The sequence below is a fragment of the Sphingomonas faeni genome (assembly GCF_003053745.1).
Taxonomy (GTDB): domain Bacteria; phylum Pseudomonadota; class Alphaproteobacteria; order Sphingomonadales; family Sphingomonadaceae; genus Sphingomonas; species Sphingomonas faeni.
The window spans coordinates 1-5900 of the sequence record NZ_QAYE01000025.1; the positions used below are offsets into that span (position 1 = coordinate 1).

At 54.0% G+C, this 5900-nt stretch carries 3 tRNA genes and 3 rRNA genes; all 6 read right to left on the minus strand.

Annotation, left to right across the window (positions count from 1 at the left end):
* The 6 genes from C8J25_RS20025 to C8J25_RS20055 all read right to left on the minus strand — a co-directional run bounded on the left by C8J25_RS20025 (position 1) and on the right by C8J25_RS20055 (position 5673).
* Positions 1-77, minus strand: a tRNA-Met gene (locus C8J25_RS20025).
* 87 nt (positions 78-164) lie between these two features.
* Positions 165-279: ribosomal RNA gene (gene rrf / locus C8J25_RS20030) — 5S ribosomal RNA — on the minus strand.
* A gap of 216 nt (positions 280-495) precedes the next feature.
* A 23S ribosomal RNA gene (locus C8J25_RS20035) occupies positions 496-3291 on the minus strand.
* Positions 3292-3787: 496 nt separating this feature from the next.
* A tRNA-Ala gene (locus C8J25_RS20045) sits at positions 3788-3863 on the minus strand.
* Between the two features lie 15 nt (positions 3864-3878).
* Positions 3879-3955: transfer RNA gene (locus C8J25_RS20050), tRNA-Ile, on the minus strand.
* Positions 3956-4186: 231 nt separating this feature from the next.
* Positions 4187-5673 (minus strand): 16S ribosomal RNA (locus C8J25_RS20055).
* The 16S, 23S and 5S rRNA genes sit together here with 3 tRNA genes alongside, the layout of an rRNA operon.
* Positions 5674-5900: the final 227 nt, after the last annotated feature.

The following is a 5900-nucleotide window of genomic DNA, read 5'->3' on the forward strand; positions in this document are numbered from 1 at the left end:
TGGTTGCGGGGACAGGATTTGAACCTGTGACCTTCAGGTTATGAGCCTGACGAGCTACCGGGCTGCTCCACCCCGCGACGGTTCCTGTTGAGGAACGTTGGGTAGAAGACATTTGTGAATGGGTTTTGGATATGTTGCGTGTTGCATGTTGCACGGGCTTCAATGCCTGGCGACGACCTACTCTTCCATCGCTTGAGCGATAGTACCATTGGCGCAGTCGGGTTTCACGGCCGAGTTCGGAATGGGATCGGGTGGGACACCGACGCTATAGCCACCAGGCAATGGAGCCGGTGCGACATGCGAGCGCGTCATATCTGGGATACCCCACCGCGCTTGACGCTTGGTGGGGTTTTAAAATCGATACCGTGCAAGGTTAGTGGTATTTGTGACCAATCCCTCGACGGCGAGGGGATTGGCAATCTGGCGTCGTCTTAATCATCCGCACTATCGAATGGCTAGCTGGTTGCCCAGTGTTGTCATTGATGGTGTGAGACTCTCAAGCGCGAATAGAGCAATTAGTATCGGTTAGCTCCATGCGTTACCGCACTTCTACATCCGATCTATCAACGTCGTGGTCTCCGACGGCTCTATGAAATCTTATCTCGAGGGAGGCTTCCCGCTTAGATGCTTTCAGCGGTTATCCCGTCCATACATAGCTACCCAGCTGCGCTCCTGGCGGAACGACTGGTACACCAGAGGTATGTTCAACCCGGTCCTCTCGTACTAGGGTCAACTCCTCTCAAATTTCGACGCCCACGGCAGATAGGGACCAAACTGTCTCGCGACGTTCTGAACCCAGCTCACGTACCACTTTAATTGGCGAACAGCCAAACCCTTGGGACCTGCTCCAGCCCCAGGATGTGATGAGCCGACATCGAGGTGCCAAACAACCCCGTCGATATGAGCTCTTGGGGGTTATCAGCCTGTTATCCCCGGCGTACCTTTTATCCGTTGAGCGATGGCCCTTCCACGAGGGACCACCGGATCACTATGACCGACTTTCGTCTCTGCTCGACTTGTCAGTCTCGCAGTCAGGCGGGCTTATGCCATTGCACTCTAACAGACGGTTTCCGACCGTCCTGAGCCCACCATTGCGCGCCTCCGTTACTCTTTAGGAGGCGACCGCCCCAGTCAAACTACCCGCCACAGAGGGTCCCTGTTCCGGCTTACGGAACGAGGTTAGACATCAGAAACAAACAGGGTGGTATTTCACCTATGGCTCCACATCAGCTGGCGCCGATGCTTCAAAGCCTCCCACCTATGCTACACAGTTTCTTCCTAATGCCACTCTGAAGCTGCAGTAAAGGTGCACGGGGTCTTTCCGTCTAACCGCGGGTACTCCGCATCTTCACGGAGAATTCAATTTCGCTGAGCATGTCCTGGAGACAGTGGGGAAGTCGTTACGCCATTCGTGCAGGTCGGAACTTACCCGACAAGGAATTTCGCTACCTTAGGACCGTTATAGTTACGGCCGCCGTTTACCTGGGCTTCATTTCAGAGCTTGCACCCCTCCACTTAACCTTCAGGCACCGGGCAGGCGTCAGGCCCTATACGTCGTCTTGAAGCCGACTTAGCAGAGCCCTGTGTTTTTGCTAAACAGTCGCTACCCCCTGGCCTGTGCCCCCTCAAAGTGCTTGCGCATAGTGAGGGCCTCCTTCTTCCGAAGGTACGGAGGCAATTTGCCGAGTTCCTTCAGGACACTTCTCTCAAGCGCCTTGGTATACTCTACCTGACCACCTGTGTCGGTTTCGGGTACGGTCTATACGGTGGGGCTATTTCCTGGAACCATTTCGAAGCCATCCCAATCCGATAAGGGATGACAACACACATGATCCGTCACACACCACCAGGCCCACGAATATTAACGTGGTTCCCATCGACTACCCCCTTCGGGCTCGTCTTAGGGGCCGGCTCACCCTGCGCGGATTAGCCTTGCGCAGGAACCCTTGGTCTTTCGGCGAGAGGGCATCTCACCCTCTTTATCGCTACTCATGTCTGCATTCGCACTTCCGATACCTCCACGACCCATTACCAGATCGCTTCACAGGCTTACGGAACGCTCCGCTACCGCGTACCACATAAGTGGCACACCCTAAGCTTCGGCACGTATCTTGAGCCCCGTTACATCTTCGCCGCAGGACCTCTTGTTTAGACCAGTGAGCTGTTACGCTTTCTTTAAAGGATGGCTGCTTCTAAGCCAACCTCCTGGTTGTTTTGGAAGTCCCACATGCTTTCCCACTTAGATACGATTTGGGGGCCTTAGCTGTAGGTCAGGGCTGTTTCCCTTTTGACGACGGACCTTAGCACCCGCCGTCTGTCTCCCGCATATCACTCTTAGGTATTCGGAGTTTGGTTAGGTTTGGTAGATCTCGCGACCCCCTAGCCCATCCAGTGCTCTACCCCCTAAGGTGTTCGTGCGAGGCACTACCTCAATAGTTTTCGCGGAGAACCAGCTATTTCCCGGCTTGATTGGCCTTTCACCCCTAAACACAACTCATCCGGTAACTTTTCAACGTTAATCGGTTCGGACCTCCAGTGCATGTTACTGCACCTTCATCCTGGTCATGCCTAGATCGCCGGGTTTCGGGTCTAATACATCAAACTCTGGCGCCCTATTCAGACTCGCTTTCGCTGCGCCTACACCTATCGGCTTAAGCTTGCTTGATACATTAAGTCACAGACCCATTATGCAAGAGGTACGCTGTCAGGCCATAAAAGCCCTCCAACTGCTTGTAGGCAATCCGTTTCAGGTACTGTTTCACTCCCCTCATCGGGGTGCTTTTCACCTTTCCCTCACGGTACTAGTTCGCTATCGGTCACATACGAGTATTTAGGCTTGGAGGGTGGTCCCCCCATGTTCAGACAGAATTTCACGTGTTCCGCCCTACTCGAGTCCTGAATTCTCACTTTCGTATACGGGGCTGTCACCCGCTATGGCGTCACTTTCCAGAGACTTCTACTAGTTGAAATTCAGGCACTGGCCTGGTCCGCGTTCGCTCGCCACTACTAACGGAATCTCGGTTGATGTCTTTTCCTCCAGCTACTGAGATGTTTCAGTTCGCCGGGTTCGCTTCACGAAGCCTATGTATTCAGCTAAGTGATACCTAACCTAATTAACTCTACCCCAGCATTGCTGCTTAAGTAGAATTAATCGGGATAGGTGGGTTTCCCCATTCGGAAATCGTCGGGTCAAAGCTTGCTCACAGCTCACCGACGCTTATCGCAGCGTGCCACGTCCTTCATCGCCTGTATGTGCCAAGGCATCCACGAATTGCCCTTACCTCACGCTTGAGAGTCCACACCACCAACGACATCACTGGGTGTCCTTTCGGATCACCAACTCGGCAGAGCAGTGCGCGTTGGCCTTTGTCAGGTGCGGATGATTATAATCTCAGCCAGATTATTAGTTATGATGATGTCGATATCTGGAGCCTCGAACCGCTCGTCCAGATCGCTGACGCCGAAGCGCTCACGAACCGCCGAAGCAATCCTCGTCCCCAAAATCGAGCACCTCACGGCATCGATTTTAAAAAACCCATTCACAATGTCAAATACGGGTCGTCTCGACCCAATCACCGTGCTCTCGCACGGCGAACCGTTTCTCTTCATCTCTAGGTTATGGCTGATGGTGCGTGTTTCGCGAGCCCGTCAGTCGCAGCTAAGCTGCGCCTTGTGGGGCACCCATCAAAGTAATACTTTGATGGGACCCTCGGGCGCGCTTTACGGCGCTGGCCGTTCTTGTCGTAGTGCGCGGCAGCTTTGCTGCCTCGCCTCTACGACTGCGAAATGGTGGAGCCTATCGGGATCGAACCGATGACCTGATGCTTGCAAAGCAACCGCTCTCCCAGCTGAGCTAAGGCCCCAAACGCACTTGTGTGTGGTGGGCCTAGGTGGATTCGAACCACCGACCTCACCCTTATCAGGGGTGCGCTCTAACCAACTGAGCTACAGGCCCACACCCGCTGCGCCCGTCAGACGCAGCAGAACTGCGCCCAAGAGGCGCGCTTCGCGCGCTGGCCGAGCTTGCCCACGGGAAAAACAGCGAAGCTGTTTCGTCTCGTGGACTAACCTAGTGATGAAGGGACATGAGGACGGCGGCTAATGTTCTTTGGAATGGAAGAAGCTATTCCGACAGGGTGGCACCATAAGATGCGGGCCTGTCAGCGCTTTCTGCCGATATCCTTAGAAAGGAGGTGATCCAGCCGCAGGTTCCCCTACGGCTACCTTGTTACGACTTCACCCCAGTCGCTAAACCCACCGTGGTCGCCTGCCTCTCTTACGAGTTAGCGCAACGCCTTCGGGTGAATCCAACTCCCATGGTGTGACGGGCGGTGTGTACAAGGCCTGGGAACGTATTCACCGCGGCATGCTGATCCGCGATTACTAGCGATTCCGCCTTCATGCTCTCGAGTTGCAGAGAACAATCCGAACTGAGACGGCTTTTGGAGATTAGCTCACACTCGCGTGCTTGCTGCCCACTGTCACCGCCATTGTAGCACGTGTGTAGCCCAGCGCGTAAGGGCCATGAGGACTTGACGTCATCCCCACCTTCCTCCGGCTTATCACCGGCGGTTCCTTTAAAGTGCCCAACTAAATGATGGCAACTAAAGGCGAGGGTTGCGCTCGTTGCGGGACTTAACCCAACATCTCACGACACGAGCTGACGACAGCCATGCAGCACCTGTGTGCAGGTCCCCGAAGGGAAGAAATCCATCTCTGGAAGTCGTCCTGCCATGTCAAACGCTGGTAAGGTTCTGCGCGTTGCTTCGAATTAAACCACATGCTCCACCGCTTGTGCAGGCCCCCGTCAATTCATTTGAGTTTTAACCTTGCGGCCGTACTCCCCAGGCGGATAACTTAATGCGTTAGCTGCGCCACCCAAACACCAAGTGTCCGGACAGCTAGTTATCATCGTTTACGGCGTGGACTACCAGGGTATCTAATCCTGTTTGCTCCCCACGCTTTCGCACCTCAGCGTCAATACATGTCCAGTCAGCCGCCTTCGCCACTGGTGTTCTTCCGAATATCTACGAATTTCACCTCTACACTCGGAATTCCACTGACCTCTCCATGATTCAAGCGATGCAGTCTAAAAGGCAATTCCAGAGTTGAGCTCTGGGCTTTCACCTCTTACTTACAAAGCCGCCTACGTGCGCTTTACGCCCAGTAATTCCGAATAACGCTAGCTCCCTCCGTATTACCGCGGCTGCTGGCACGGAGTTAGCCGGAGCTTATTCTCCCGGTACTGTCATTATCATCCCGGGTAAAAGAGCTTTACAACCCTAAGGCCTTCATCACTCACGCGGCATTGCTGGATCAGGCTTTCGCCCATTGTCCAATATTCCCCACTGCTGCCTCCCGTAGGAGTCTGGGCCGTGTCTCAGTCCCAGTGTGGCTGATCATCCTCTCAGACCAGCTAAGGATCGTCGGCTTGGTGCGCCTTTACCACACCAACTACCTAATCCTACGCGGGCTCATCCCTCGGCGATAAATCTTTGGACTTACGTCATCATCCGGTATTAGCAGTCGTTTCCAACTGTTATTCCGAACCAAGGGGCAGATTCCCACGCGTTACGCACCCGTGCGCCACTAAGGCCGAAGCCTTCGTTCGACTTGCATGTGTTAGGCATGCCGCCAGCGTTCATTCTGAGCCATGATCAAACTCTCAAGTTTATGTCACCAGCCAATCGCAGTGGAATTCCACGATCAACCAGCTCATCTCAAGGAGCCGCTCTGCACAATATCATTCAGACAATCGCCACAGTCCGAAAACCGCAACAATCATCCATTACATATGGAATATGTGAAGGACATATGAGAACGACTTAGCTTTAAACGATACTCCGAACCCTTGAGGAGCCCGGAAACCGCAAGCCGCCGCCCACATGTCCCTTCATCTT